20 protein-coding genes, 1 tRNA gene and 5 pseudogenes are annotated in these 24,957 nt (G+C 35.8%); 15 read left to right on the top strand and 11 right to left on the bottom strand.

Features of this window, described 5'->3' with window-relative positions:
- Window positions 1–127: 127 nt before the first annotated feature.
- Window positions 128–1,204, top strand: a pseudogene (locus OM966_RS07530) (IS3 family transposase).
- Between the two features lie 74 nt (window positions 1,205–1,278).
- Window positions 1,279–2,457 carry a ribonuclease D gene (locus tag OM966_RS03315; protein WP_264328805.1) on the top strand — a complete coding sequence of 393 codons (1,179 nt, stop codon included), beginning with the start codon at window positions 1,279–1,281 and terminating at the stop codon, window positions 2,455–2,457.
- Between the two features lie 155 nt (window positions 2,458–2,612).
- Here the strand turns inward: OM966_RS03315 and coaE are convergent, their stop codons facing one another.
- Window positions 2,613–3,200, bottom strand: coding sequence for a dephospho-CoA kinase (gene coaE, locus OM966_RS03320; protein WP_264328806.1), 588 nt, complete (start codon window positions 3,198–3,200; stop codon window positions 2,613–2,615).
- 166 nt (window positions 3,201–3,366) lie between these two features.
- Between coaE and OM966_RS03325 the strand changes: the two genes are divergently transcribed.
- From OM966_RS03325 to OM966_RS03335, 3 genes are all read left to right on the top strand, one after another.
- Window positions 3,367–4,770, top strand: coding sequence for an NAD(P)H-dependent flavin oxidoreductase (locus OM966_RS03325; RefSeq protein WP_264328807.1), 1,404 nt, complete (start codon window positions 3,367–3,369; stop codon window positions 4,768–4,770).
- An 80-nt stretch (window positions 4,771–4,850) separates the two neighbouring features.
- Window positions 4,851–5,534: a hypothetical protein gene (locus OM966_RS03330; RefSeq protein ID WP_264328808.1), complete on the top strand. Its 684-nt coding sequence runs from the start codon at window positions 4,851–4,853 to the stop codon at window positions 5,532–5,534.
- An 8-nt stretch (window positions 5,535–5,542) separates the two neighbouring features.
- On the top strand, window positions 5,543–5,680 hold the full coding sequence (locus tag OM966_RS03335; protein WP_264329052.1) for a hypothetical protein: 138 nt from the start codon (window positions 5,543–5,545) through the stop codon (window positions 5,678–5,680).
- A 49-nt stretch (window positions 5,681–5,729) separates the two neighbouring features.
- Here the strand turns inward: OM966_RS03335 and OM966_RS07535 are convergent.
- From OM966_RS07535 to OM966_RS03365, 6 genes and pseudogenes are all read right to left on the bottom strand, one after another.
- Window positions 5,730–5,831 (bottom strand): annotated as a pseudogene (locus tag OM966_RS07535) (WPE palindromic element domain-containing protein); the annotation flags it as partial.
- A pseudogene (locus OM966_RS03345) lies at window positions 5,821–6,214 on the bottom strand (transposase); the annotation flags it as partial. The pseudogenes OM966_RS07535 and OM966_RS03345, both read right to left, overlap by 11 nt.
- Before the next feature lie 243 nt (window positions 6,215–6,457).
- On the bottom strand, window positions 6,458–7,621 hold the full coding sequence (gene dxr / locus OM966_RS03350; RefSeq protein ID WP_264328809.1) for a 1-deoxy-D-xylulose-5-phosphate reductoisomerase: 1,164 nt from the start codon (window positions 7,619–7,621) through the stop codon (window positions 6,458–6,460).
- Between the two features lie 73 nt (window positions 7,622–7,694).
- Complete coding sequence (locus OM966_RS03355; protein WP_264328810.1) at window positions 7,695–8,192, bottom strand: hypothetical protein; 498 nt, start codon at window positions 8,190–8,192, stop codon at window positions 7,695–7,697.
- 624 nt (window positions 8,193–8,816) lie between these two features.
- Entirely contained in the window at window positions 8,817–9,764 is a 948-nt protein-coding gene (locus tag OM966_RS03360; RefSeq protein ID WP_264328356.1) for an IS110 family transposase, read from the bottom strand.
- A gap of 118 nt (window positions 9,765–9,882) precedes the next feature.
- A complete protein-coding gene (locus tag OM966_RS03365; RefSeq protein WP_264328578.1) occupies window positions 9,883–10,005 on the bottom strand; it encodes a hypothetical protein in 123 nt (40 codons plus the stop codon).
- 92 nt (window positions 10,006–10,097) lie between these two features.
- Here OM966_RS03365 and OM966_RS03370 point away from each other — a divergent pair.
- Window positions 10,098–10,343 (top strand): annotated as a pseudogene (locus OM966_RS03370) (Rpn family recombination-promoting nuclease/putative transposase); the annotation flags it as partial.
- 63 nt (window positions 10,344–10,406) lie between these two features.
- On the opposite strand, the gene OM966_RS03375 reads toward OM966_RS03370, so the two are convergent.
- The 3 genes and pseudogenes from OM966_RS03375 to OM966_RS03390 all read right to left on the bottom strand — a co-directional run bounded on the left by OM966_RS03375 (window position 10,407) and on the right by OM966_RS03390 (window position 13,190).
- A complete protein-coding gene (locus OM966_RS03375; protein WP_253309635.1) occupies window positions 10,407–11,654 on the bottom strand; it encodes an IscS subfamily cysteine desulfurase in 1,248 nt (415 codons plus the stop codon).
- A 249-nt stretch (window positions 11,655–11,903) separates the two neighbouring features.
- Window positions 11,904–12,831: pseudogene (locus OM966_RS07540) on the bottom strand (IS110 family RNA-guided transposase).
- Window positions 12,832–13,040: 209 nt separating this feature from the next.
- Complete coding sequence (locus OM966_RS03390) at window positions 13,041–13,190, bottom strand: hypothetical protein (RefSeq protein ID WP_264328811.1); 150 nt, start codon at window positions 13,188–13,190, stop codon at window positions 13,041–13,043.
- Between the two features lie 572 nt (window positions 13,191–13,762).
- Between OM966_RS03390 and dnaE the strand changes: the two genes are divergently transcribed.
- The 6 genes from dnaE to OM966_RS03420 all read left to right on the top strand — a co-directional run bounded on the left by dnaE (window position 13,763) and on the right by OM966_RS03420 (window position 20,240).
- Complete coding sequence (gene dnaE, locus OM966_RS03395; RefSeq protein ID WP_264328812.1) at window positions 13,763–17,092, top strand: DNA polymerase III subunit alpha; 3,330 nt, start codon at window positions 13,763–13,765, stop codon at window positions 17,090–17,092.
- 48 nt (window positions 17,093–17,140) lie between these two features.
- Window positions 17,141–17,923 (top strand): 30S ribosomal protein S6, encoded by a 783-nt coding sequence (gene rpsF, locus OM966_RS03400; RefSeq protein ID WP_264328813.1) that lies wholly within the window; start codon window positions 17,141–17,143, stop codon window positions 17,921–17,923.
- Window positions 17,923–18,198 (top strand): 30S ribosomal protein S18, encoded by a 276-nt coding sequence (gene rpsR, locus OM966_RS03405; RefSeq protein WP_264328814.1) that lies wholly within the window; start codon window positions 17,923–17,925, stop codon window positions 18,196–18,198. The genes rpsF and rpsR overlap by 1 nt, the downstream gene beginning before the upstream one ends.
- 7 nt (window positions 18,199–18,205) lie before the next feature.
- Window positions 18,206–18,763, top strand: coding sequence for a 50S ribosomal protein L9 (gene rplI / locus OM966_RS03410; RefSeq protein WP_264328815.1), 558 nt, complete (start codon window positions 18,206–18,208; stop codon window positions 18,761–18,763).
- A gap of 112 nt (window positions 18,764–18,875) precedes the next feature.
- Window positions 18,876–20,168, top strand: a complete 1,293-nt coding sequence (purB, locus tag OM966_RS03415) for an adenylosuccinate lyase (protein WP_264328816.1) — start codon at window positions 18,876–18,878, stop codon at window positions 20,166–20,168.
- Window positions 20,168–20,240 (top strand) — tRNA-Met (locus OM966_RS03420). The genes purB and OM966_RS03420 overlap by 1 nt, the downstream gene beginning before the upstream one ends.
- Window positions 20,241–20,435: 195 nt before the next feature.
- On the opposite strand, the gene OM966_RS03425 is transcribed toward OM966_RS03420, so the two are convergent.
- On the bottom strand, window positions 20,436–21,773 hold the full coding sequence (locus tag OM966_RS03425) for an iron-containing alcohol dehydrogenase (protein WP_264328817.1): 1,338 nt from the start codon (window positions 21,771–21,773) through the stop codon (window positions 20,436–20,438).
- A 42-nt stretch (window positions 21,774–21,815) separates the two neighbouring features.
- Between OM966_RS03425 and dapE the strand changes: the two genes are divergently transcribed.
- The 3 genes from dapE to OM966_RS03440 all read left to right on the top strand — a co-directional run bounded on the left by dapE (window position 21,816) and on the right by OM966_RS03440 (window position 24,955).
- Window positions 21,816–23,021, top strand: coding sequence for a succinyl-diaminopimelate desuccinylase (gene dapE, locus OM966_RS03430; protein ID WP_264328818.1), 1,206 nt, complete (start codon window positions 21,816–21,818; stop codon window positions 23,019–23,021).
- A 655-nt stretch (window positions 23,022–23,676) separates the two neighbouring features.
- Window positions 23,677–24,204 carry a c-type cytochrome gene (locus OM966_RS03435; RefSeq protein WP_264328819.1) on the top strand — a complete coding sequence of 176 codons (528 nt, stop codon included), beginning with the start codon at window positions 23,677–23,679 and terminating at the stop codon, window positions 24,202–24,204.
- A gap of 1 nt (window position 24,205) precedes the next feature.
- The gene (locus OM966_RS03440) at window positions 24,206–24,955 is read left to right on the top strand and encodes an alpha/beta hydrolase (RefSeq protein WP_264328820.1); all 750 of its coding nucleotides are present in this window, start codon (window positions 24,206–24,208) and stop codon (window positions 24,953–24,955) included.
- Window positions 24,956–24,957 lie beyond the last annotated feature (2 nt).

The raw sequence follows: 24,957 nt of genomic DNA on the forward strand, positions 1-24,957 counted from the left end.
ATACGCGTCAAGTTAAGAGGTTATGAGCAAATTTAGAGAGGTTAAAGTGGATACTCTGACCTTACCCAGAAAAAGTAGAGAGAAAGTTAAGATGTTTTTGGAGTAAAATAAAACGTTTTTTCAAAATATGGCAAATAGAAGGGAATATACAGCAGGATTCAAATTAGAAGCTGTTAAGCTGGTTAAAGAAACAGAAGTACAAAAATAGCAAAAGATCTAGGCATAGATGGCAGTATGTTAAGTAAATGGGTAAGAAAATATGATGGAAAAATGTCAGAAGCATACGCATTTCCAGACAAAGGCTCCTTATGACAAAGAAAGATTTGATCTAAAAAAAGAACTAGCAAGAGTAACAAGAGAAAGAGACATTAAAAAAAAAGCCCTGACCAAACAAAAAGAGTAAAGTATTCTTTTATATAGAAATTGCTATAAAATACAGGAACTATGTAGGGTTTTGAATGTATCTGCTAGTTGCCACTATAAGTGGACTACAAGGAAAATAAGCAGTAGAGAATCAGCAAATAAAAGCAGATGTTCAAAAAAAGCATCCAAATGCAGATCCCTAAAATTCACGCTGAATTAAAAGCTTTAGGCAAAAATTATAACATCAAAACAGTACAAAGTGTTATGCAAGAAAATGGCATTAAAGCCAAACTTAGACGAAGGTTCAAAAATAAAAAACAGCAAATAAGCAACCGAGTTGTGGCTCCGAACACATTGGATCAAAAATTCACCACTGATCAGCCAAATAAAGTTTGGGTAAACGATATTACTTATATAAAAACTAAGGAAGGTTGTTGGCAGCAATAATTGACCTATATTCACGTATGGTAGTTGGCTGGTCAATGAGTAGCTCAATAAATAAACAATTGGTTATTGACTCTTTATTGATGGCCGTTAATAAGCGCAAACCCGATAAAAATCTGCTGTTACATAGCGATCAAGGTTCACAGTATACCTCTCAAAATTACCAATTTCTATTGAATACAAAAAACATCATTTCCAGCATGAGCCATAAGGGATGTTGTTACGATAACTCTGTTGCAGAAAAGTTCACTCAAAAGGGAGCTGCTTATTGATACTTCTCGCTCAACAAACCAGAACTGCCATATTTGAATACATAGAAATCTTTTATAACAAACAACGTAGGCATTCTACTATTAATTATTGCATTCCTGCACAATTTGATGCATCATTCTCATGACAAAAACGTCTTAACTTTCTCTCCACTTTTTCTGGGTAAGGTCAGATAAAGTAGAACCACCAAGTGAAAAATATATGCTAATTAGTACAACATCAGAGCTGGAAGATACGTGTGAAGAATTAATAGCAAAAAAGCCGAAATTTATAGCAGTTGACACGGAGTTCATTAGAAATAATTTAACCTACTACCCAAAATTATCGTTAATTCAAATTTCTTACGGAGAGAAGAGTTTTATTGTAGACGCATTAGTGCCAGAAATTGATTTATCATTCATTAAGAAAATAATGCTAAATCAGGGGATAACCAAAGTGTTTCATAGCTGCAGGCAGGATATAGAATCCTTACTCACTGTGTTTAAATGTATTCCCACTCCCATTTTTGATACCCAAGTTGCCGCTATGTTTTGTCATTATTATTATGACTTTATTGGTTACTCAAAAGTAGTAGAGCAATATCAAGGAGTAGTGCTGGATAAAATTAAAGCTAAAAATTCAGATTGGTTAAGGCGTCCGTTGTCCGAGGATCAGTTAGACTATGCAATAAACGACGTGGTACACCTATATGACTTATACCAAATATTGTGCAATAAACTTGAAGAAAATAATAGGATGTGTTGGTTTCAAGAAGAGATGGAATCAATAGTTAATATAAATAAGTATTTACATAGTCCAAAAGATGCATGGAAGAGAATTAAATTTAATTATGAAGCAAATCCAAGATTGGTATTAACTGTTAAAGCAGTTAGTGAATGGCAAGAGACCTTAGCACAGCGCTATAATATGAATCGTAATAAAGTAATTAATAATGCTGTAATAGCTGGTTTTATTGAAAAAAATGTAGAGCATGTTGATGAGATTTTAGATGATCTCAAGAGGAATGCAAAAAATATAAAAGATGCAGATTTACTAGAGTTTGTGAATATTTTTAATGAAAATGAAAAAAATTGGATGCAGCAAAACAACATCTTACCGAATAATTATGACAAATCTGTATTCGATATACTCTCAATTATTTTAGATAATAAATGTAAAGAAAGTAACATATCAAGGAAATTAGTTTCTTCAAAAGATGAGTTAACCGGGTCAATATCTGGGCAGATAGATAAACTATTCAAGGGGTGGAGATACGATTTTTTTGGCAGGTCAGTTGAATCATTTTTGAACACAAGCTCAAAATTTGAGATTTCAGCAGTGAAATCCGCAAATAATACAACTAAAATTCGGAGTAATTTGGTGGAGAATAACTGTTGCTAAAGTAACTTAGATTTATCGACAATCGTCATTCCGCTGCTTGTTAGCGGGATCTAGAGATACCGCGGCGGTATGGCGGTTCGCGGCAGTATGAAGATAACCTCGTCATCCCGCTGCTTGTTAGCGGCCAAGAGATACTGCGGCGGTATGACGTAGAGCTACGTGTTTAGGTTTAATGAATCCACTATATCTTTTACTTGAGAAAAAACATACTCTTTGCTTACACTGGTGTCGATAATAAAGTCACTCATCTTCCTTTTCTCCTCAATAGATAACTGAACATTGAAGATTAAATTTAGCTTTTCTTTATCTATGTTGCGTTCGTTAAGTCTTTGAGCTTGCACAACGCTATCTGCATAGATAAAAATAATAAGGTCACAGTATGAATGAAATTTTGTTTCTAATAGAAGTGGCACATCTAAAACTAAAAGCTTTCTATCGATCTTTTTTTCCTTGGCAATAAAAAATTCTAATTCACGCAGCACAGCAGAGTGAACCAAAGATTGAAATTGTTTCCAATTTTCATCGTAGGCTAAGAAATATTTAGACAGTACTGTTCTACCTATTTCACAATTTACTACCACTCCAGGAAAATTTTTTTCTGCATAACTTATTATGCTTTTATCCACTTTATAAAGTTGGTGTACAACAGAATCAGCATCAAACACAGCAGCACCAAACTCTTGAAAGCAATTAGCTACAAAGCTCTTTCCTACCCCAATTCCGCCTGTTAGACCTATGATCATATAGCAAAATACATTAGACTTCTTTCGAAACTATATTACAGTAGCTGCTGTGTCTACTCAAAACCCAAATTTGGCTATGCGGAGGCTCTGATGATATAAGAAAAAATAAACAGCTATTATTTTTTTAGTAATTAAGTAAAATAGAGTGAAAGATTGCGAGGAAGTTTTGAAAAATAAGATAAAAAAGATAGTAATTTCAGGAAAGGAAGTGTGGCCAATCATTGAGGGCGGCAAAGGCATTGCAATCAGTGATGGAAGGTCAAGTGGAGCATTTGCTGCAGCAGATGCTGTGGGTACGTTCTCTGGTGCAAATGCTAAGCTTATTGATGATAATGGTGAGTTAGTGCCGCTGATTTACAAAGGCAAAACAAGAAATGAAAAACACAGTGAATTGATTGAGTATAGTATTAAAGCTGGAATCAGTCAGGCAAAAATAGCGAATGAAATATCAAAAGGTCATGGAATAATACATATGAATGTGCTTTGGGAGATGGGAGCAGCAGAACGCGTGCTTCATGGCATATTAGAAAAAGCAAAAGGCTTAGTTCATGGTATTACCTGCGGTGCTGGTATGCCTTATAGGCTTGGAGAGATTGCAGCTAAATATCAGGTTTATTATTACCCTATTGTCTCATCGGTGCGTGCTTTTAAAGCATTATGGAAGCGTACTTACCAAAGAATATCTTCCTATTTGCTTGGTGGAGTAGTGTATGAAGATCCATGGCTTGCTGGAGGGCACAATGGACTCAGTAACAGTGAAGACCCAGAGCTACCACAGGCTCCATTTGAAAGAGTTGCAGAGCTTAGATCTTTCATGAACGAGATCGGTCTTTCAGAAAAACCAATTGTTATGGCAGGAGGAGTGTGGCATTTGAAAGATTGGGAATATTGGTTTGACAATCTGCAAATTGGACCAATAGCTTTTCAGTTTGGCACTCGTCCACTTTTGACGAAAGAAAGCCCAATTTCTGCAGAGTGGAAAAAGAAGCTACTCACTTTAGAAGAAGGTGATGTATTTTTAAATAAATTCAGTCCAACAGGGTTTTACTCATCTGCAGTAAAAAATAACTTCATACGTGAGTTGCAGAAACGGAATTCACGTCAAATAAAGTTTTCAGAAAATGCCAGCGAAGAATTTAGTAGTGAATTTGCAATTGGTAGCAGAGGTAGGAAGATCTACCTTACTTCAAAAGACAAAGAGCTGGCAAATACATGGACTAAAGCAGGGTATACAGAAGCAATGAAAACTCCAGATACAACTGTTATTTTTGTGACGTCAGGCAAATTTGCAGAGATAAGACAAGATCAAATCAATTGTATGGGATGCTTAAGTCATTGTTTGTTTAGCAATTGGAAGGATCACGGCGACCATTCAACAGGACGAAAGCCAGATCCACGGAGTTTTTGTATACAAAAAACACTGCAAAACATTATACATGACGGCGATATTGAAAATGAACTCATGTTTTCCGGGCACAATGTGTACAAATTTAAGCAAGATCCGTTTTATGAGAATGGCTACGTACCGACAGTAAAAGAGCTGGTGGAAAGGATATTAACTGGGTATTAAGTTATGGTTGATTTGACAAGAAGACGTTACTTTGTCATAATAAGTATTTATTCATTTAGTCTTAACTTAAGAGGGTATTTATGGTAGCAAGTGATAGTGTTTTAAAAAGGTATGCGTTAGCCTATATAAAGAAATCAGGTGGTAACAGTGATGTTAAAGAGTTTTTGCGGTATTTTAACAATACACGGAATTTAACTTGGGACGAGGATACATTTGCAGAGGCGTATAAAGAGCATACACGTCTAAACTCAACTAATAGACGCAATACAGAAAGCAGAAATAATCAATATAACGCAGGGAATAACAGGCAACCTACAGGCCCTCAGGTTACACACGTACATGTACACAATGATAGAGGTTTAGATTTTTGGGATTATTTACTACTTCGCAGCCTGTTTGGTGGTCATACTACAGTTATAAATAACCCTGGTTTCAGTAGTGGTAGCCATCAAAGCAGAGAAGATAAGAAAAAAGACTCGGGAGACAGTAGAAAGCTATTAGTTTTAGGTATGGTAGCTGCAGTTGTGTGTGTTGCTTTCCATGCTGGTATGTGTTTTTGGTATAACAGCAGCAGAAAAGCGGCTAGAAAAGAAGAAAAAATAGATTATCTTGATAATAAGCTTAAGATGCTTAGGAATATAGAATTTGCGGTTGGCGCTGTTTCTTTAGCGGCTTTGGTAGCTTGTGCTGTTTATCCAATGTTACCAGTGTGGGGTTTAGTTATCCTTGGCGTTAATTCTCTCGTATGTTTTGCTGTGGTTTAGCTTTTCATATGAAGCATGAGAAAGAATCAGATAATATTGAGAAGGCTAAAGGAGCGGTAAGAAGCTATCTTCAGGATACTTCTCCAAGTGCTCCTCTTTTGAGTGAACTTAATAATTCTAATGTGGGAGGGATGTTTGGGAATTGAAGGGGTGCTAAACCCACAACTGTACGAACATTGTGATTTGGTCCTATCAGGAGGGTGTCATTCCAGTGCTTGACACTGGAATCCAGCTTTTCGGTAATTTTATCGAAAATGTTTGCTCGTTTACAATCAATTTTCCTGAATCCCAGTGTCTGGGCAATTTCCTCAGAGCTGGGTAATCTCATACCAGAACCATCTGCTGCAATAAGTCTATAGCCTCTCCAAGTTCCATACTCAGGTTCATCCTGATAGGCTGTTCGGATGCTTAAATTCTTGAAAGCCTGTATGGCAAATCTTATACCTTGCTTTAGAAAAAGCTTGCTTTGAGGGTGGAGTTTTACATGTCAACGGCTCCATAAGTTCACATTCTATTCCCAAACTTTTTTTAACTAACTTTAAAATCATAGAAAATACTGTCGAAAAAGGAAGTTTTCTTGTTCGTGTAAAACTGTTTTTTCCAACACAATGGATTTTCTGAAAAGTTTTCGAGTATATTGCATTTTTAATTTGTAAGATAAGATCTTTTCCTTTTTGCATGCCTCACCTAAAAATGACACATTTTAAACTTTTTTGTTGAAATAAAATAGAAACAAAAGTGCTGTCTCTTGTAGTATTTTACTCCTTAACATCCCTTAAGTTGACGCCATTGCCTGAACGGATACAATTATTTAACCATATTTTTGAAGATAGCTAGTTTCTGTATTTATTTTAAATTGAAGAAAGCTCAAATGAAAGATCGTGTTTTGCTCAAATCACAGAATGCAGTCTGGTTACATTACTCTAGCTATACGCAACAACTTTACTTTCAACAATTTTATTAGCAATAATACGACTTTCACAATCAATATTTATTATATCAGATAGTGAATTAATATCAGTGTAACTATCAAAACTTTCCATTGTTGATTCCACTACCTCTACTATTTTTAAAAAGCCAATCCGTGACTTCAAAAATTCATTAACAGCTATTTCATTTGCAGCATTGAGCACAATACTGTTTGTTTGTGGAGCAGAAGAGTTTAACACTGCCATGCTAAGCTTTAGCGCAGGAAAACGCTTATGGTCTGGTTCTTGAAAGGTCAATTTTCCTTGCTTTGTTAAATCTAATTTACGATTTAAAGCTGATCTTTCCGGCCAAGACAAAGCATATGAAATAGGAATTGCCATGTCAGTTTCTGCAAGCACAGCAAAGTTGAACCCATCCTTATAAGTTACAATTCCATGTACTATTGACTCAGGATGCACTATTGCTTCAATTTTATCCGGGCTGATGTTAAACAAGTTATGTGCTTCTATTATCTCTAGTGCCTTATTCATCATTGTCGCACTATCAACTGAGATTTTCCTTCCCATATTCCAAGTGGGGTGACTAAGCGCCTGATCTATGGTGACATTTCTTAATTGCTCAGAACTATAGTTTAAGAATGGTCCACCAGAAACAGTAAGTATGATCTTTTCTACGCATTTGTCGTCATTTTGCAAAGCTTGAAAAATTGCGTTGTGTTCAGAGTCGATAGGGATTATTTGTACGTTTTTTTCTTTAGCTTTTTTGAGTAATAACTTTCCACCGCAAACAATGCTTTCTTTGTTTGCTAGTGCAATGACTTTAGTACCGCTTTCTATGATGTGCATAACTGGTTCAAGGCCTGCAATGCCAATTATTGCAACAACTGAGAGATCAACAGGTATGGTAGCAATATTTGTAGCGCCAATTGCTATTTTTACATCTGTACCAAGTAGGTTTTCTCTTAAATCTTTGTAAAACCTTTCATCGGAGATAGCAACGTATTTTGCATTCAGCAGTTTTGCTTGGTGTACCAGTAGAGCAAAGTCTGAATGGGCACTTAGTGCTTCCACTTGGTATTCTTCTTTTCTCCTTGAGAGCAAATCTACAGTCTTTTTTCCAACACTTCCTGTTGATCCTAAAACCGAAACCTTTTTCACTAAGACAAACTCACAACAATAGCAACTTTTCTTATTAGGTCTTCTCGCATACTACTCAGCAGTTTTTAAGCGTTTAACCAAGTTCATGTCCGTGGTCATCGCCAACAGATGGTGAAGGACCAGGTGAAAAAGATTGACCATGGTGATCACCTGAATCATGCATGTCTTGCAAACCATCAGCATTATGAGCCACTTCATTATTGGCATGAGGGTAATCATCTGAGCGAGGTCCCTCATCACCATGAGCCATATCCATTCCTTCTGATGGCATATCTTCCCCACATCCACCTGAAAAATGTTCTCCAAGGCTTTCAAGAAATTTTATGCCAAACATATTACCTGATTTTCCAAACAGTGTTACTAAACTACTGCCACTTACCAAACTTTCAAACACATTATTATAAGCAGCAATTGCTCCTTCATGAAAGTTGAACAACCATTTCATTCCATCTACGACTGTTGAAACAGAGTCACTATGACCAAGACCAAAACCACTTTTCTCACCAGCGGCTTCTTGGTGTTGCTGCTGTGCTTGCCATTCTGCAATATTTGGACCTTGAGCTTCACTCATAAATTTTTACTCTCAACCTTAAGCTATTATTTTATCACAAATATTGCAAAATATCAATAGAGCTTTTGAATATAGCTAATACAAACAATTTCTGTCATCCTATATATAGCTAAACTGACTTAGATTTACCGACAATTTGAAAAACTATCATTTTCCAGATGACAGATTTTAACAAAAGCGTTGTGGTAAAGCATCAAGGCGCCGAATGCCAAAAGTTTTAAAATAAATCCCTAAACCTGCCTAGCAGCTTATTTGTTCAGTTAATGAGCTTTTAATTATATTTGTCTTACACAAACCAAGGAGAGTTGATGGTGTTACTTCGAAAATATCGCTTACAGGAATATCTTTAGATGTATCATAAATTGTTTGTATCATGTCTTTTTTGAGACTTATCCTCTCCGCAATTGTGTTTGCAATATGAATATCAACTATGTTTTTTTAAAAATTTTTTATTTGTAATTTTGCAACTTCATATGGGCAATAAAAACCCATTTGTTATAGAAACAGAATTTTGTATCAAACAGCCACCACAGCAATAACTGAAATTGGTTAATGAATATGCGCGTCCACACACATTAAAAGCGCATATTCATTAACCAATTTCAGTTATTGCTATGTAAATTTTTAAATATGCAAATTAACTGCTTCTTTAAGCCTTGCATTAGCAATCACTATTATTTTACGCATTAGAGCTGTTATAGCCACCATCTTCTTCTTACCACTTTCAATAAGCTTAGAATAAAAGGCACTAAGTGCAGATTTGGACCTTGTAGCAGCCATGGCAGCTGTAAAAAGCTTTGAACGAACGTTACTTCTTCCACCTATAATCCTTCGGTAGCCAATAGCTTTACCACTTTCCTTAGGATGAGGCGCAACACCTGCAAGGCTTGCAATTTGCCTTTTATTTAAAGAACCAAGTTCCGGTATGAGACACAATAAACATTGAGAGGTTTTTCTACCTATTCCAGGGACTGTTTCAAGAATTTTTTGGCATCGTTGCAATTCAGGATTTTCATTGACTATTTTTTGTATAGCTTGATCAAGCTTTTCTACCTGGTTGTTGAGGAATTCAATAGCTTGTTGACAACTTTCCTTAATGTAATCATTTCCAGGAGTTTTTAGCCTATTCTTCTCTTGAACAAGCATTTTCGTAATATCGTCACGACGCTGACAAAGTGCAAACAAGGTGGTTTGTTCTTTTGAGATAGGTGTAAATAGCTGCAAATGTCCACAACGCTCAGAACCATATTGGGCAAGCGCTTTTGCATCAAGACTGTCGGTCTTTGCCAAAGTTCCATGAGATAGAATGAAGTTTTTAACTTGACGAGTATTAGCACGATGCACAGCAATGTTTCTATCAATAAGAAAATACAATAAGCCAAGCTCATAACCTCCTGTAGCTTCTAAAATTACCATGGAGTTGGGCAAGATATTTGAAAATTTTTGGTAGAGTTGTTTCCAACCAACACAACTATTGTCAAATTTGATGACACCTTTTTGTTCATTAACTGCAGTAAAAAATTCAAGTTTTCCGATATCAATGCCAATAAAATTTTGATAAGATGTAACCATAAAGAACCTCGAGAGTTTAAGTTAAAATTTAAGATTGTAAACGGGTGCATATATATGTCCCAAACAACTATTCAAACGTCTCGAAGGATAGGCTTGAGTACCTTGATATCTACGTATGTTATAATACTACCGTCTTACGGTTGCTCAAGCCTGGCGATAACCACATTTTTATAGAGTTATCTTTCTTCTTGCTTCTTTTTATATCACATTTCCAACTTACAACCTTCTGGCTAGTCAACAAGAAAATTATAAAAATTGAATCTCAAGCTGTATTGTAAAATCAAAAAATACTTCTAACTGTGTAGCGGTATACAGATTATAGTTAATGTATATGTTGATAAGTTTCGTTGGAACGAAAAAGATTTAGTAGCTTACGAAAAAAGAATAATGGATCTACGCAAAGAAGAAGCCATTCTTGAATACAGACTTGATCTTGCTACTGAAAAAGGTAAAAAAATTGGTAAAGAGGAAGGGAAAATTGAAGTCGCAAAAGCAATGCTGGCTAATAATGTTGATATCAACACTATTGTTAAGTTTACTGGCCTCTCCATGAATGAGATCAAAGAATTGCAGAATTAAGTGTGAATGACTACAGAGTAATTTCAAAGTGCATTTGCAGTTGGACTGGCTGAATGGATATATTTAATGAAAGTCCCATTTCACGGTGTTCAAATCTACTCCTTCTTGTACCATCTCCCAAAGTGGGCTCATTTCTCTCAGTCGGCCAATATTTTTAGCAACAAGATCTGCTGCGTACAAAACTTCTTCTTTAGTTGTAAATCGGCCTAGGCCAAATCTAATTGATGAATGCTCAAGGTCGTGGCCATTATTTAGCGACCGTATGACATAGGAAGGCTCAAGAGACGCAGACGTGCACGCAGAACCAGAACTTACTGCTAAATCCTTGATTGCCATGATGAGAGACTCACCCTCAACATAGGGAAAGCTCAAGTTTAGGTTGCCAGGAATTCTATTTTCATAATCACCATTTAAAACGATATCAGGAAATGCTTCTTTTATCTTATTGTACAAAATATCTCTCAGTCCTTCCAATTTGCTTGCTTCTGTTTCCATTTCTTCTTTAGCAATACGTGCCGCTTCACCAAAACCAACTGCAAGAGGTGTTGGAACTGTTCCAGAACGCATACCTCTTTCTTGTCCACCACCACTAATCAATGGTATCAGCCTAACACGAGGATTCTTTCTACGGACATATAATGCGCCTATTCCCATAGGTCCATAAATTTTGTGGCTAGAGAGACTCATAAGATCAATGCACATCTCATTAACATCAATTGGAACTTTCCCAAAGCTTTGAGCTGCATCTGTATGGAAAAATATATTATGCTTTCTGCATATTTTACCAATCTCCTTTACAGGCTGAATTACCCCGATTTCATTATTTACCATCATCACTGAAACCAGGATTGTTTTATCAGTAATTGCTTCCTCAAGCTTTGATAAATCTATAATTCCGTTTTGCTTAACAGGCAAATATGTAACTTTAAAGCCTTCATTTTCCAGATGCCGACAAGAATCCAGAACACACTTATGCTCCGTGCAGACAGTTATTATATGATTTCCTTTATTTTTGTAAAAGTGAGCAATGCCCTTGATTGCTGTATTATTTGACTCAGTTGCACCTGAGGTAAAGATAATTTCTTTGCTATCTGCGTTCACCAGATCAGCGATGTGTTTCCTTGCTTTTTCCACTGCTTCTTCAGCAGTCCAACCAAATGAATGGCTGCGAGAGTGTGCATTACTGAACTCACCAAAATAAGGTATCATTACCTCCAAAACACGGGGATCCACTTTAGTAGTAGATTGATAATCAAGAAATATTGGTAATTTTATTTTAGTATCATGTATTTTCTTACTTTCAACATTCATAAAGCTACCACAGAGACAAAATTTACAACGATTTAATAGCATTAAAACTTAATTGTTTCAAGGTATAATCTTGCATCAACAAACATTGTCACCAAAGGGATGTGTGTATGACGCTGGTTCACTCTGTGATGGTGTCATTCCAGCGCCCCTATGATGTCATCCCAGTGCTCCTTTTTTTGTCATCCCAGTGCCCAGACACTGGTTCACTCTATAATGGCAGTGCCTCTATGATGTAAGGAATCTACCGTCTTAAACATCAAGATAAAAATTATTGTTTTTTATCATAGCATTTAAACAAATGATGATTTTTCTCATTACAGCAACTAAAGCGACTTTGCCAGAGTCAACTAAACGCTGGTAAAATACTTTCATTTTTTTATTATGACGCATTGCAACCACAGCAGACATGTATAATGCTTTTCGAGCATAAAATCTGCCACCTATGACTTGGGCCTTGCTCACTTTCCTTCCGCTTTCACTAGTTTTTGGTGCAACTCCAACTAGACAAGCTATTTCCTTATTATCTAACCTACCAAGTTCAGGTACCTCTATGAGTAGGATACTTGCGGTTTTCCGTCCAACACCTTTATAGCTAGTTAGCAGTTTGCTTTTTTCCTTCAAATCAGGATCAGAGTTTATTATATCTTCTATGTCTTGCCTAATTTGCTCTAATTGTTTTTTTGCAAATTCTATCTGTTTTTCTATATATTCCCTGGCTTTTCCTGTAACCTTATGCAAACGACACTTATTTGCATGAACTTCATCGTTTAGATTGCGCTCAACTGCTCTTAGCTCTTTTAGTTCTTCTTGCTTTTGTGAAACTATGTATTCTATTACTTCGTCATTTTTTGTGATAAATTCAGCATATTTTTCTAGTAATTTTGCATCTAATTTATCTGTTTTTGCAAAGTGGTTGCAGGCTTTTGCAAATGCATACCCGATTTGGGTGAGCTCTGTGAACAGCTATGTTATGTTCTTGTAACAATTTTATTACAAGTTTCTCATAACCTCCTGTGGATTCTACTACACATAACTTAACAAATACGTTAGCCATTTTCGACTTTATAAACTCAGATATAGCTCTCTCTGCATTTTCTATACGCTGATGTTTATTGTTGATTGAGATATCAAGTGTTTCTTTTGAAACATCAATACCCACAAAAACTGTTCTAGCCATTTTTGTACCTATAAATATAATCAAATAATAATGTAAATGCTGTACAGGATTGTGATTCGATCTTTTAGATCCTCCTACCGTTCGTACTCCATTTTTTAAAGCTAGGAGTGTACTGAGATGCCTACGATTTCTATCAATCAATCCAATTGACAGTATCACTCCTTGCTCATTATAGTCTTGCGACTTTGATTTAATATACAATCCAGTTTTTATGCAATCTCATCAAGAACGTTGTGTTTTAACGTAAGGTTAGCTACTTTTACACTCACTAACTTAGTTGGATCCCAGTGTCTGGGCACTGGGATAACAAAAAAAGGAGCACTGGAATGACACCTTCCTGCCCAGTTCATGTTAGCCATAAATATTTAAGAAATTTACCAAACGAAAAAAAAGGCAAAAGAAGCCCTGGGGTTATTATCTGCTTTAAAATATTGGCGTTTTTTATGTTTTAAACGCTTGATAAGCAAGATTTAGCTGCTTTTAATTGCAACTAACCTGCGCTGCAAATGTTTAAGAAATTTACCAAGCAGAAAAAAAGACAAAGAATCCCCGAGTTAGCTAGTCCTTTACTATCTTTGTCGAGTATTGGCATTTTTTGATGTCTTGTAACGCTTTGTAAGCGCGTTCAGCTTATTTAGATAAAAATCTAGATGTAGATGAAGTTTTGTAAAGACATACAGTACCTATATACTGCAAAAAATTGAACATAAGACGCCAATACATTAAGTAATCCTTACCTTTTAATCTGCAGATTGGCGAAAGCAAATACAATAGCTTCACTGCCATGATAAGGGGGCTGGCGGAGTTTGTCAAGGAAGTTTTTTGTATCTTAACCTTAGATTTGAGAAATCTTATAGGCTTTTGTTCTCATGAAAATTATGTTCTCATGAGTAAATTAATGTTATCCTTTTTTGTTGATCTAAAGTTTTTTATGTTCATACACTTACGTGTTCATAGTGTTTATTCGCTGCTTGAAAGCTCGGTTAAAATTGAGGAGCTGATTAGCTTTTGTTTGCAGAACAAAATGCCAGCGGTTGCAATTACTGATTCAGGCAACTTGTTTGGCTCGCTCGAATTTTCAGAATATGCAGCAAGTAGGGGAATACAGCTAATAATAGGATGCAATATTATAGTTAAACATTCAGAACAAAATTTACCTATATTATTGCTTGCAAAAAATGAGCAAGGGTACACTAATTTAGTCACTTTGGTGAGTGAGTCTTTTAAAAAGCGCAAGAATAACAGCGATATTCCTTACGTTGATTTTGATGAGCTATTGAATTTAAGTATGGGTCTGATCGCTTTAACCGGTGGATGTTTGGCTCAACTATTGTTGGGGCAAGATAAAGAAATGGTTGAAAAACTGCTTTCAGCATTCGATGGTCATTTATATGTTGAATTGCAGCGTCATGGGCTGAATAAAGAGCTAGAGCTTGAAGAAGCTTTAATAGATTTTGCTTATCAGCGCAATGTACCACTGGTTGCAACGAACGATGTGTTTTTTCCAAATAGGTCTGATTATGAGGCTTATGACATATTAACGTGCATATCGGAGGGGAGTTATGCCCTGGAGAATAACAGAAAGAAGTTAACTACCGAGCATTACTTCAAATCTGTGGCAGAAATGGAGGAACTGTTCAGCGACATTCCCGAAGCAATTCATAACACTTTAGTGATAGCTAAGCGGTGCTCTTACATGCCAAGAAGCAGGCAGCCTATCTTGCCTAAATTTCCTTGTCGAGAAAATAAAACTGAGAATGAAGAACTGAGGGAGCAGGCAGTTGCAGGATTAGAATTCCGCATTGCGAATGAGACAGATATAGACCTTAAACAATACTACGATCGGCTGAATTACGAACTAAGCGTAATAACTTCGATGAACTACGCTGGCTACTTTTTGATAGTTTCTGATTTCATTCGTTGGAGCAAAGCAAATAGCATTCCAGTTGGTCCAGGAAGAGGCTCTGGTGCTGGATCAATTGTTGCTTGGGGCTTACAGATTACAGACCTTGACCCAATAAAGTTTGGCCTAATATTTGAAAGATTTTTGAATCCTGATCGTGTATCGATGCCTGACTTTGATATCGATTTCTGCCAAGAGAAAAGGGACCTGGTTATTGATTATGTTCAGAAAAAGTACGGTTATGTTGCTCAAATAATCACTTTTGGAAAATTGCAAGCAAGGGCAGTATTGCGTGATGTTGGTAGAGTATTGCAAATGCCTTACTCTCAAGTGGATAAAATATCTAAAATGGTTCCATTTAATCCAGTAAATCCTGTAACTTTATCACAAGCGATAGAGTTTGATCAAAACCTGCAGAAAGAACGAGATAGTGATGAGGTAATTGCAAAGCTTCTTGATATATCACTAAAGCTCGAAGGAATATATCGTCACGTTTCAACTCATGCTGCTGGAATTGTAATATGCGATCAAAAATTAGAAAATTTTGTTCCCGTCTATTATGATCCAAATTCGGCTCTGCCAATCACTCAATACAGCATGAAATATGTGGAGAAAGCTGGGTTAATAAAATTTGATTTTCTTGGACTTGGTACGCTAACACTAATAGATCATGTATGTCGTTTAATTAATCGTGATGAAAAAAAGATCGATATTTCTTCAGTTCCTTTGAATGATCAAAAAACCTATGAGATGCTCTCTAGCGGTGATTCAATTGGAGTGTTCCAGCTTGAAAGTTCGGGAATGAGAAAAGCTTTAATCAAATTAAAGCCAGATTGCATTGAAGATATTATCGCTTTAATTTCCCTTTATCGTCCAGGACCTATGGATAACATTCCAACTTATGTTGCAAGAAAGCATGGACTTGAAAAGCCAGATTATATTCATCCGTTACTTGAAGGAGTGTTAAAAGAAACATTTGGGGTAATAATCTACCAGGAGCAGGTGATGGAAATAGCCCGTATTCTTTCCGGGTATAGCTTAGCGGAAGCAGATCTGCTGAGACGTGCCATGGGTAAGAAAATTAAGGAAGAGATGGATAAACAACGTGAACTTTTCATCCAAGGGGCAACAAAGAATGGCGTTGATTATGACAGGGCAAGTTATATCTTTGACCTTGTTGCAAAATTTGCTGGTTATGGATTTAATAAATCTCACGCAGCTGCATATGCGGTTATATCTTATCAAACGGCTTACCTTAAAGCTAATTATCCATTAGAATTTTTTACAGCACTAATGAATCTAAATATTGATGATAGAGATAAACTGAATTTATTTTATCATGCAGCAAAGTTTAGTGGCGTTACCGTTCTTCCACCTGATATAAACAAGTCTCAAGCTGAATTCTTAATAGAGGGTGAGTGCATACGTTATGGTATTGCTGCCTTGAGGAATGTTGGTTTTTCTATAGCAGAAGGAATAGTGAACACACGTTCAAGCGCTTATAAGGACATATGGGAATTCATTCAAAATTCAGGTCATATAATAAATAAGAGAGCGCTAGAAAGCCTAATTAAATCCGGGGCATTCGATAGCGTGCATAAGAACAGAAAGCAGCTATATGAGTCAATGGACATGCTGATTTACTTTGCAAATAAAAACAAACAGGATAGGGAATCAAGTCAAGCTGCTTTGTTTGGTAGTCTTGATGTCCTCAAACCGAAATTTGAGAATGTGGAAAATTTTGATGAAGAGGAAAAATTAGAGCATGAGTTATTTTCACTAGGATTTTATTTAACTAATCATCCACTTGAAAAATTTAGAATTCTTCTGGAAAAGTTAAATATTGGGTTTATCGGAGAAAATAGAACAGCAAAAACTGCTGGGGTAATATTAAATGCACGTATGAGAACTTCAGAGCGTGGAAGGTTTGTTATACTCACACTTTCTGATCCCCATAACGTTTCTGAAATAGCATTTTATAATAATGAAATAATAGAAGAAAAAAGAGATTTATTTTCACCAGGAACATTTGTGATAATTGATCTTGAAGCTTCGGAAAATACGACAAGATTAGCAGGCAAGGATATATCTGAGTTTACAAAAGGAATCACTTCTACAATAAAGGAATTAGTTCTCACCACTGAGTGCACGGATTCGCAAAAAGCCTCTATGGAATTAAATGCAATATTGAAAGATAAAGGCAGAACCAAAATAATGCTAAAACTTCTTCTCGAAAAACATAAAGTGAGCATCTTATTACCAGGTGCATACTCAATTGCTCCTCAAGTTATTTATGAAATATCTAACTTAAGCTGGATTAAAGGCATAGAAATTAATACAAATAACTTGCTTATATAAAAAAGCTTTATATAATGAAGTGTTTAATCGGTATTAAAGGAAGATATAGTGAATCTTTATGAATTTACTTTTATAGCACAACAAGGATTGTTACAGCAAGAAGTAGAGGAGATGGTCCAAGAGCTAGCTGTTTCATTGAAAAATATTAAAGCAGATGTTATTTTCCAGAAGATCAAGAGTCTTATGGAAAGGCAAAATAGTACGCTTACAAAACAAGAGTTAGAAACGCATGCTGAAAACATTAAAGAAGGTCTAGTTGCTTACTCTGATTTCTTGGAAGATCTTACAAAAATTTTATGGGTTGAATTGGAAGAAGATCTTTCAAATTTGAAAGAAGTGAAGTCAAAAATCGATAAAGAGTTGAAAGATGACCTAAAAGATTTAGGAATAACGCAAGATTTTATAAAATTTCTAGGAGGCAGTGAGCAAATTACTAAAAGTGCGTTTATCCATAATGCAGTAAATGCTTTGAAGAGAAATATTTCAGAACATCTAATAAAGATTTTTCAAGATATTTTGAAAGATTTTAGAATAAACGGTCCAACTCAATCGAGCAAAGCATTGGAGATGCTTTTGGAAAACATTGAAGCATCGGGATTAATCAAGTATGAACATTGGGGTCTTTTGGATTTTGCATATCCAATAAATAAGATGAAGAGCGGTCATTATTGTATAATATGCATAAGTTCTACTGCAAGCATTCTGGATGAATTTGTGCGTAGAATGAAACTTAATGAGAACGTTATTCGCCACTTGTCTGTGCAGGTTGATAAATTTTTTGAAGGTAAATCTTATATGATGAATAAACAAATTGAGGAGCAAAACGCATAATGATGAAAAGACGAAATAGTTTTAATAATTCCTACATATCTGTAAATAATAGGACTGGCTTTAGGCGTTCTAAAGTTTGCCCTCTTGCTACGTCTAAAGATGAAGACATAGATTATAAGAATACAGATTTATTATCCAAGTTTACCTCTGACTATGGTAGGATATTACCTAGAAGGTTAACAGGCGTATGTGCAAAAAAACAAAGGAAGTTACGCTTAGCAGTCATAAGGGCACGTTTTTTAGCTCTTGTTCCTTACTGTACTAAAAAAGTTTAGGTAATTTATGTTGATAATTTTAAAGGAAAATATAAGGACTTTAGGTAAGCTTGGTGAAGTTTTCAAAGTTAAACCAGGTTATGCACGTAATTTTCTTTTTCCACAAAGAAAAGCGGTGAAGGCTACCAAGGAGAATTTAGCAAAACTAGAAGAACAACGTTTATTGCTGGAGGAAGAGAATATAAAAAGATTAAATGTAGCAAAAGAGCTTGCATTGTCACTACATGATAAGTTTGTAGTATTGATAAAGCAAGCTTCAGAGGATGGTAAAATTTTTGGTTCTGTAACAACACGTGAAATTGCGAAAGTTTTACTACAAGAAGGACATGCGATAGATCATCGTAGTTTATCTTTTGGTGGAATAAGCATCAAAAACTTGGGTGAATACCAAGTAAACGTAGAATTACATAGTGAAGTAGTAGTACCAATTACTATATACGTCGTGAAATCCGAAACAGATGCGCATGAATTAAGGCAAGTAAAGTTGCAAAATCAGAAGTCTGAGCAACAAGAGGCAGGGCAAGGTGCGAATAAAGAAGCTACTGATGGTGGTGAAGCTGATTAAAGATGATCCCTCGTTATAGCCGTAAAGAAATGTCTGCCATGGCTAAGCTGGTGTCATCCCAGTGCGTGACACTGGGATCTAGCATGTTCAAAGATAAGACGGGGGTCATTTAATGATCCCGCGCTATAGCCAAAAAGAAATGTCTGCCATTTGGGAGGAAAATAATAAATTTAATATATGGCTTAAAATAGAAAAATTAGCGTGTGAAGCTCAAGCAGAGTTAGGAGTGATTCCAAATAGTGTTGCTCAGAAGCTCTCTGGTGCTATTGAATTTGATATTGAACGTATCAACGAAATTGAATCCATTGTAAAACATGATGTTATAGCTTTTCTGACATATGTTGCTGAAAAAGCGGGAGTTGATGTTCGTTACCTCCACTATGGAATGACAAGTTCTGATGTTTTGGATACATGCCTTGCGGTGCAGTTGAAAGAGTCATGTGATATTTTACTCGGGAATCTAAAAAATTTACTTGCAGTATTGAAAAAAAAAGCTGAGGACTATAAAGATATTGTTTGTGTTGGGCGCAGTCATGGAATGCATGCAGAACCAACAACTCTTGGATTAAAATTTGCTAGATTTTATGCTGAATTTAAACGCAATTATCAGAGATTAATTAGCGCGCAAAAAGAGATCTCAATTTGTAAAATATCAGGTGCAGTAGGTAATTTTGCAAATGTTGACCCGTTTGTTGAAGAGTATGTAGCGAAAGAAATGGGACTCATACCTGAAACCATATCGTCTCAAGTCATTCCTCGTGATAGACATGCCATGTTCTTTTCGATTTTGGGAGTGATTGCAAGCTCAATAGAAAATATTGCAATTGAAATTCGTCATTTGCAAAGAACTGAAATCGGCGAAATTTCTGAGCATTTTTCCATTGGGCAGAAGGGAAGCTCTGCTATGCCACACAAATGTAATCCTATTTTAAGTGAAAATCTGACGGGACTCTCACGTTTAATACGCAGTTATGTTTTTCCTGCGTTAGAAAATGTTGCATTGTGGCACGAACGTGATATATCACACTCGTCTGTGGAAAGATGCATTGCTCCTGATGCTTGTATAACAATGGATTTTGCTTTAGTGCGATTAACAGATTTGATAGATAAATTGGTAATCAGTAAGGAAAACATTGAAAAGAACTTAAATTCTTCAAAAGGTTTAGTTTTCTCACAGCGTGTATTGCTTGAGTTAGTAAATAGTGGTTTGGCGAGGGAAGAGGCGTATAAAATTGTTCAGAGCAATGCAATGAAAGTGAAACAAAACAACAGTGATTTTCTGGCCGAATTGAAACAAGATAAACCTTTACTTAAGGTTATTAACTCGGAAAAACTTGAATCTTTGTTTGATTTGAAATATTATACAAAGCATGTAGGTCACATATATAGCAAGGTTTTCAATTAGGCTGAGTAGCTCAGTTGGTAGAGCAGGAGGATCATAATCTCTTGGTCGGGGGTTCAAGTCCCTCCTCAGCCACTCAAACTAAACTATGTTTAGCAAGATAGTGCTATTGGTGAAGTAGTGCGACCCGGTGTCAGCTACTTGGAATGGTTACTTTCAGTTGTATATCCACTTAGGTGTACAGTTTAGAGGACAATGGATAAGAGAGTGTGAAAAGGGTTTAGCTTTTGGCCTATGATCTCTTTAAATGATAGAATTTCACTACAAAACTTAACTTTCTTCTATGCAATTAGCTAAGTCAAGAAAGGTGAATCTATCTCTTGTTGCAAACGCAAGATCGACCACTTTACAATATTGTTCTTTATTCCAACTGAGGTGCTCTGGTAAGTGCGGAATTGATAGATCTTCAAATATTTTTTGCAGGTATTTTGCAGGTAGTAAATTTTGCTTAATTAAATTGGAAATATTAGTCCATTCTTTACAAATAATCTCTTGGATTTTTTGCTGCATAATTTGCTTCTGTTCAAAAGTTCTTACAAATTCGATATTATCAAAGCACTGAGTTATATGTTTTACATCTAAAGTGGTCGGGTTGATAATCGGGTTTTGTATTGATAATATCTTTTCCTGCAAATTAGCCATGGTAATCGTCGTAACAGCAATTTTTTCGCCATGTAGTGAGGAATGATCTCTTGTTACCATTTCCATTGCGTGAGCTATCATATGCTCTCCTTGGCTTGCAGAATAGCTGCCTTTTGATATTACCATTCCAAGTCCTGAAATTAGTAGAACTTCCATAAGTAATAGGACCACTTTTCTACTTCTTTTAGTAAGCGCCGTATACTCTCTTAGCAAAATTTGCTCCAAATCGCGAACAAGTGTAAAAGGTAATTCATTGTATTCTGTGCCAAGCAACAAATGAGATAGTAGCCAGTCAGCCTGAACTGTCGAACGGCAAATGAAATCTGCAAATCCGCTTAATGTGATGCGCAGTGGTGCATTGGTAAGTATGTCTATATCTATATATATCGCTCTTGGAAGATGTGCTTTGAACGATTTTTTGTATCCATTTACTAATATTGAAGCATTTGCGGATGTATATCCATTCATGGAAGCGGCTGTTGGGAACGATATATAATCTTTTTTCTCGAGGTAGCTTGCATATTTGCAGATGTCGTTAACGGTGCCGCTACCAAATGCAACTATTAAGTCACTGTCTTTTGCTTTGTTTCTAACTAGATTTATGGTCTCAAGAGAGGCAAGTGAAAGATTAGTACCCATGGTTGGTGTCATTCCAGCGCGTGACGCTGATTTTTTTTCCTGGATCCCAGTCTCGGAGGACTGGGATGATAAAATGTAGGGAGCATCCGAAATGATATGAGGTTTTGCAAGAGGCCTAATGGTATTGCTCGGGATAATTAAGTGAGAAATTTTATTAAATACGTTTTTGTTTAAAAGTTTTGCTGTATTTTCATCTGCAACTAGAAAGATGTCATTTCCGTGTCGTGTGCATATTTTATAGATATCATCAGCAAGGTGGTAATCTGTTATTACTTCCCTTAGAAAAGTTTGTTCGGCTTGATGTAATATTTGTTTTAAATAGTGCATAGAGTGTTTACAATATAGCAATATAAGTATTTTAAGATTGACATGAAAATTGACCCTGTAGAGCTAACTAAGAAATTGATCTCTTTTGAGAGTATAACACCAAGGGACAGCGGGGCAATAGAGCATATAGCAACAATCTTCAAGAAAAGTGGCTTTGACTGTGAGATTTTAGAATTTGGTGATGATGGAACTAAAGTTAAAAATCTTTATGCGAAATATATAAATGGAGTACCAAATTTGTGCTTTGCTGGGCATGTTGATGTTGTACCACCGGGTCAGTTAAAAGATTGGGCATTTGGTCCATTTAATCCAGAAGTTAGAGATGGAATGCTATATGGAAGAGGAGCAGCTGATATGAAAAGCGGAATAGCTGCATTTATTGCTGCTATGGCAAATTTAATTGCAGAAAAGTTTCAATTTAATGGTTCGATAAGTGCATTGATTACCAGTGCTGAAGAAAGCACGGAAGAATATGGAACAAAGGCAGTTTTGGAATGGATGAAAAGTAAGCAAAAAAAGATAGATTTTTGTGTAGTTGCCGAACCAACCAGTAGTGAGAAATTAGGTGATACCATAAAAATAGGCAGAAGAGGTTCTGTAACATTTGAATTAATTTGCCATGGAAAACAAGGACACGTTGCCTACCCAGACCTAGCAGATAATCCAATATATAAGGTAATATCGATATTGAGTAAGGTAAAAAATACTATTTTTGATCATGGTAATAAATATTTTCAGCCTTCACATTGCGAAGTTACTACTATCGATGTTGGAAATAATACTAGCAATCTAATACCTAGTTCAGCAACTACACGTTTTAACATTCGATATAACGATACACAAACACCTGACGGCTTATATAAGCTGATTGATGAAATATGCTCCAGTGTAACTAACGATTATAAACTTTCTATGCATAGCAGCAGGGACGTTTTCCTCTCTACTCCTGATAGAAATACTGATATTATGCTTGATGCGATAAATAAAGTTACCAGTATTGATGCTGTGCTGAGCACAAGTGGTGGCACATCTGACGCTGCGTTTATCAAAGATGTTTGTCCAGTGATTGAATTTGGTATAATCAACAAAACCGCACATCAGATAAACGAATGCGTATTAGTAAATGATATACATAAATTAACAGCTATATATAAGGAATTTATAGAAAATTATTTCAATCCCACTAATAAAATATTGAGTCAGGTCAACGTAGTTAGTAATATATCTAGTGGTCCATTGTTAGCTTAGATGTAATCAGATCTCTTGCATAACTGTTGTTTGAGTAACAACTGGTATCATCCCAGCGTGTGACGTTAGAATCCAAAAGCCATGAGAGCTACAAAAACCACTTGACAAACTCCGCCAGTCCCCTTATCATGAAACTGAAGCTATTGTATTTGCTTTCGCCAATCTGCAGATTAAAAGGTAAGGATTACTTAATGTATCAGCGTCTTATGTTTAATTTTTTGCAGTATATAGATACTGTATGTCTTTACAAAACTTCATCTACATCTAGATTTTTATCTAAATAAGCTGAACGCGCTTATAAAGCGTTACAAGACATCAAAAAATGCCAATACTCGATAGAGATAGTAAAAGACTAGCTAACTCGTAGATTCTTTGTCTTTTTTTCTGCTTAGTAAATTTCTTAAACATTTGCAGCGTAGGTTAGTTGCAATTAAAAGCAGCTTAATCTCGCTTGTCAAGCGTTTAAAACATAAAAAACGCCAATATTTTAAAGCGGATAATAACCACGAGGCTTCTTTTGCCTTTTTTTTTATTTGGTAAATTTCTTAATATTTGTAGCTAGAGACTCTCATCTTTAGCGAGCTTCAAGGTAATTGGTTGCTATTTGCGAAAATATTTGCATAATTTAAGCAACATTAATTGATAAAAATTAACTATGGAGCTTAATAAGATTGCAGCATCGATTTTACTTTCTGGGCTAATCATTATGATAGTCAGCAACGTAGTTGATATGCTGTATAGTCCAGAGGAATATAAGATTGAACACCAAACGATAGTAGCTGCTGGTAACAATGAGTTCCAGCAAAAAATCGAGCAAGTGGCGCTCGATATTGGAGCACTCATGCAGAATGCTAGCTTTGAAAAAGGCAAGTCAGCAGCGAAGAAATGTATAGCCTGCCATAGTTTTGAGAAAGGTGGAATGAATAAAGTAGGACCAAACTTATGGAACGTATTTGGAAACAAAAAGGCTCATCTTGGTAACTCATTCAATTACTCAAAAGCAGTGCTTGAAAGAGGTGGAAAATGGGGGTATGAGGAGCTATTTGCTTTCTTAAAGAACCCAAAAGCCTATATAAAAGGTACGCGTATGGCATTTGCAGGTATTTCCAATCCACAAGAAATTGCAGATCTAGTTAGTTATTTGCGTCAATTGAGTGATAACCAGGTTGCTTTGCCAAAGTAGTATGGATTATTGTAATGATGGAAATAATGGTCACATAGCATATCGAAAGCTACAAGGAAAGAAAGCTTCTGTAGTTTTTTTCGGTGGATTTGCATCTAATATGGATGGAACTAAAGCAACTGCTATTTACAAATTTTGCCAAGAAAACGATATAGCACTTGTGCTATTTGATTATTTTGGTCACGGTCATTCAAGTGGTGATTTTATTGATTACATGATAAGTGATTGGCAAGAAAATTGTGCTAAAGTGATAAGTGAATTAACTAGTGATAAACAAATAATTATAGGTTCAAGTATGGGAGGATGGCTGATGCTGCTCATTGCCCTTCAATTTCCAGAAAAAATTGCAGCATTAATCGGCATATCGTCTGCTCCTGATTTTACTGAAGATTTGATATTCAAGCAATTGTCAGGCAAGCAAAAAGAAGAACTAGGTTCTAAAGGTGTAATAGATTTTACTTTAGAGCATTGTACATACAAAATAACTAAAAATTTGATCGAAGATGGCAAAAAGAACCTTCTTTTAAACAGAGAAGCAATAGATATAAACTGTCCTGTGCGTTTATTGCATAGCATCAATGATAAAGATGTTCCTTATCAAACTTCATTGAATTTAGCTGAAAAAATTAAGTCAACCGATGTTGAAGTATACTTGATGAAATCAGCAGAGCACAACATGTCTGACAATCACTCACTTAAAGTTTTATTTAAGACCATTAGAGAATTTTTGCCAGCAAAAACATATAGGTAACC

Origin of the sequence: Wolbachia endosymbiont (group A) of Andrena hattorfiana (genome assembly GCF_947179565.1) — a bacterium.
Lineage (GTDB): Bacteria > Pseudomonadota > Alphaproteobacteria > Rickettsiales > Anaplasmataceae > Wolbachia.

Bases quoted from the DNA above. Each gene is read 5' to 3' on its own strand.
- rpsR (WP_264328814.1), top strand. From the start codon at position 17,923: ATGATGAAAAGACGAAATAGTTTTAATAATTCCTACATATCTGTAAAT.
- OM966_RS03335 (WP_264329052.1), top strand. From the start codon at position 5,543: ATGAAGCATGAGAAAGAATCAGATAATATTGAGAAGGCTAAAGGAGCG.
- OM966_RS03355 (WP_264328810.1), bottom strand. From the start codon at position 8,192: ATGAGTGAAGCTCAAGGTCCAAATATTGCAGAATGGCAAGCACAGCAG.
- rplI (WP_264328815.1), top strand. From the start codon at position 18,206: ATGTTGATAATTTTAAAGGAAAATATAAGGACTTTAGGTAAGCTTGGT.
- OM966_RS03440 (WP_264328820.1), top strand. From the start codon at position 24,206: ATGGATTATTGTAATGATGGAAATAATGGTCACATAGCATATCGAAAG.
- dnaE (WP_264328812.1), top strand. From the start codon at position 13,763: ATGTTCATACACTTACGTGTTCATAGTGTTTATTCGCTGCTTGAAAGC.
- purB (WP_264328816.1), top strand. From the start codon at position 18,876: ATGATCCCGCGCTATAGCCAAAAAGAAATGTCTGCCATTTGGGAGGAA.
- OM966_RS03425 (WP_264328817.1), bottom strand. From the start codon at position 21,773: ATGCACTATTTAAAACAAATATTACATCAAGCCGAACAAACTTTTCTA.
- coaE (WP_264328806.1), bottom strand. From the start codon at position 3,200: ATGATCATAGGTCTAACAGGCGGAATTGGGGTAGGAAAGAGCTTTGTA.
- OM966_RS03330 (WP_264328808.1), top strand. From the start codon at position 4,851: ATGGTAGCAAGTGATAGTGTTTTAAAAAGGTATGCGTTAGCCTATATA.
- OM966_RS03360 (WP_264328356.1), bottom strand. From the start codon at position 9,764: ATGGTTACATCTTATCAAAATTTTATTGGCATTGATATCGGAAAACTT.
- OM966_RS03375 (WP_253309635.1), bottom strand. From the start codon at position 11,654: ATGAATGTTGAAAGTAAGAAAATACATGATACTAAAATAAAATTACCA.
- OM966_RS03315 (WP_264328805.1), top strand. From the start codon at position 1,279: ATGCTAATTAGTACAACATCAGAGCTGGAAGATACGTGTGAAGAATTA.
- OM966_RS03390 (WP_264328811.1), bottom strand. From the start codon at position 13,190: ATGGCTAACATGAACTGGGCAGGAAGGTGTCATTCCAGTGCTCCTTTT.
- dapE (WP_264328818.1), top strand. From the start codon at position 21,816: ATGAAAATTGACCCTGTAGAGCTAACTAAGAAATTGATCTCTTTTGAG.
- OM966_RS03435 (WP_264328819.1), top strand. From the start codon at position 23,677: ATGGAGCTTAATAAGATTGCAGCATCGATTTTACTTTCTGGGCTAATC.